The organism is Nostoc sp. NMS7, assembly GCF_017115085.1.
Classification (GTDB): domain Bacteria; phylum Cyanobacteriota; class Cyanobacteriia; order Cyanobacteriales; family Nostocaceae; genus Nostoc.
Map to the genome: position 1 here is coordinate 1 of NZ_JABXKJ010000038.1, position 2,850 is coordinate 2,850.

General features: G+C 43.1%; 2 protein-coding genes. Both read left to right on the plus strand.

Going from position 1 to position 2,850, the window contains the following annotated elements:
- Positions 1-265 precede the first annotated feature (265 nt).
- A complete protein-coding gene (locus HWQ38_RS03020; protein ID WP_292789911.1) occupies positions 266-1,141 on the plus strand; it encodes an SDR family oxidoreductase in 876 nt (291 codons plus the stop codon).
- A gap of 80 nt (positions 1,142-1,221) precedes the next feature.
- On the plus strand, positions 1,222-2,718 hold the full coding sequence (locus tag HWQ38_RS03025) for an HlyD family efflux transporter periplasmic adaptor subunit (protein ID WP_292789912.1): 1,497 nt from the start codon (positions 1,222-1,224) through the stop codon (positions 2,716-2,718).
- The last annotated feature ends 132 nt before the right edge of the window (positions 2,719-2,850 follow it).

A 2,850-nucleotide genomic window follows, 5' to 3' on the forward strand; every position in this document is an offset into this window, starting at 1 on the left:
ATCTGGGAGAGGGATTTAGGGTGAGGGCGAAAACTATGGTTCTCAACTTAGATGAAGTTTATTAAAAATATGGGGGATAATTTTTAGAGATTAAGATAAATAAAGTGCAACCTATTGGCTTGGTTGGCCTGAGGATATCTTGAGCATGGTTAGTCAGTATAAAAATATGCTCATATTTCTGTTTAAGTATTGCTTAATGATTTTGAGCATATACGAAACATTGGGAGAACTATAAACCCTGTAACTATTCAATTTAGGTATTTATATGTTTCTGGTAACTGGAGCAACGGGAGGAATTGGTCGCAGAGTTGTGCGACTCCTACGGCAACGAGAACAGTCTGTGCGGGCATTTGTCCGCCTTAACTCGCGCTACAGCGAGTTAGAACATCGGGGTGCAGAAATTTTCATCGGTGACTTGCTAGAGGAAAAAGATATCCAGAAAGCTAGTCAGGGTGTACAGTATATTATCAGCGCCCACGGTTCTGATAGCGATGCTCTATCTTTAGATTACCGCGCTAATATTGAACTCATTGACCAGGCAAAAGCCAATGGCGTGGAGCATTTTGTCTTCATTTCTGTACTGGGAGCCGATCGCGGATATGAAGACGCTCCTGTGTTTAAAGCCAAACGAGCAGTAGAGCGATATTTGCAAGCTAGTGGCTTGAATTACACTATTTTACGCCCATCTGGATTAACATCTAACTTGCTGCCATTAGTAGAACGGTTTCGGGAAACGGGATTGTATCTGCTGATTGGCGATCGCAAAAACCGTACCTCAATTGTCAGTACCGATGATTTGGCAAAGATAGTGGTGGATTCTGTGACAGTTGAGGGCGCTCGTAACCAGATTTTACCAGTGGGAGGGCCGGAGATTTTATTACGAGAAGATATTCCCCGAATTTTTGGTCGGATTTTCACCAAAGAACCAGTAATAATTAACTCACCACTATTTGTCATTGATGGGTTACAGAGTGCATTGGGTTTATTTAATCCCCAAATCCAAAAAGCTTTAGGAACTTATCGCACATTGCTAACAAATGAATTTTTCTGTACAAAAGATGAAATTGCCAATTTAGAGGGAATTTTTAACTTCCAGTTAGAGACATTAGAAAATTTTTTGCGGCGCTATTTAGCAGTTTGAATTAAACATTAGTCATTAGTCATTAGTGAATAACAAAGGACAAATAACTAATGACAAAGGAGAAAGGACAAAGGACAAAAATGAAATCTTCCCTAGCTGCAAATGCTGCTCAAGCACGTCAGACAAAAGAGCGATTCGCCCAACCAGAGGAACAACTCACCTATGAATTGGGTAAAGCGGTACAGGAATTGCCACCCCTGTACACGAGATTATTAGCGGGAACAATGAGCGTGATTGTATTTGGGGCGATCGCCTGGGCGCACTTCTCGCAAATAGACGAAGTAGCAACAGCACCAGGGGAATTAATTGCTTCCACACAGGTAAGACCGGTGACATCCTTGGGTGGGGGATCAATTGTCGCCGTCAAAGTGCAAGAAGGCGATCGCGTTACTAAAGGTCAAATTCTGATTCAAAAAGATCCAGACTTGCAGAAAACCGATGTTTCCCGCCTAGCCAAATCTACTAAATTAATTCAAGACGATTTACAACGTTTGGATGCAGAACGTACCGGAGGCAAAACGACTGGCACGAAACTGCAAGATGAACTATTAAACTCCCGCCTGCAAGACTTTCAAGCGCGTCAAGGGGCGGCGGAAGCAGAAGCAAATCGCCAAATAGCACTGATTAATCAAGCCAAAGTCCGCTTGACTCGATTGCAAGACAACTCAGTTAATGCTAAAAGCAGCGTTGCGAATGCTAAAACCAACCTTGTCAACGCCGATAGCATCCGAATTAAAATTGAAAGTAATTTAGCTCTTGCACAAGAAAGGGAAAAAAGCCTACGCACTCTAATTACTCCTGGCGCTGTACCTCGTGTCGATTATTTGGATGCCCAAGAAAAATTAACTCGTGCAAAGACAGAAATCACCAGAGCAAAAGATGAAGTTACCAACGCCCAGAATAAAATCACAGAGGCTGAAGATAAAGTCACATCATTAGAAAAAGATATTGCTGGCCAAGTGCAGGAAATTCGCCAAGCAGAACAAGCTTACAAAGCTGCACTCAGTCAGTCCCAGCGCGTAGCATCAGAACGCCAAAGTGAAATTTTGACCCAGTTCAACAAGCGTAAAGAAGAACTGACCACTATTCAAGGTCAATTAGATCAGGCAAGAAAGCAGCAAGCTTTGGAAACGATTGAGGCTCCCGTTGCTGGTACGATTTACAGAGTCAAAGCCACCAAGGGACCGGTACAATCGGGTGAAGAATTGGTGTCAATTTTGCCGGAAGGGGAAGAAATGCTTCTAGAAGTAAAAGTTCTCAACCGCGATATTGGGTTTATTCGTCAAGGAATGAAAGCAAAAGTGAAAATGGCAACTTTCCCCTTCCAAGAATTTGGTGTTGTGGAGGGCGAAGTCATGCAAGTCAGTCCGAATGCAATCGTTGATAAAGAATTAGGCTTAGTTTTTCCGACAAGAATTAAGCTAAGTAAACACTCCGTGAACGTGCGGGGTCAAGAAGTAGAATTTACACCAGGGATGAGTGCTACAGGTGAAATTGTCACTCGTAAAAAGTCAATTTTGACATTCATCACTGAGCCGGTGACACGGCGATTCAACGAGGCATTTTCGGTTAGGTAGGTTTGGAGCCTCTGCTGTTTTCATAACATCGCCTACGCATCTCATAACCCGCACACAACACATAGGCGGTAGGGGTTTCATGCGTGTCAACTTAACGTAAAAGCCATGTCCCGCAAGGAACTGAAGTTCCTT

Coding starts and splice junctions, on each gene's coding strand:
- HWQ38_RS03020 (WP_292789911.1), top strand. CDS start 266: ATGTTTCTGGTAACTGGAGCAACGGGAGGAATTGGTCGCAGAGTTGTG.
- HWQ38_RS03025 (WP_292789912.1), top strand. CDS start 1,222: ATGAAATCTTCCCTAGCTGCAAATGCTGCTCAAGCACGTCAGACAAAA.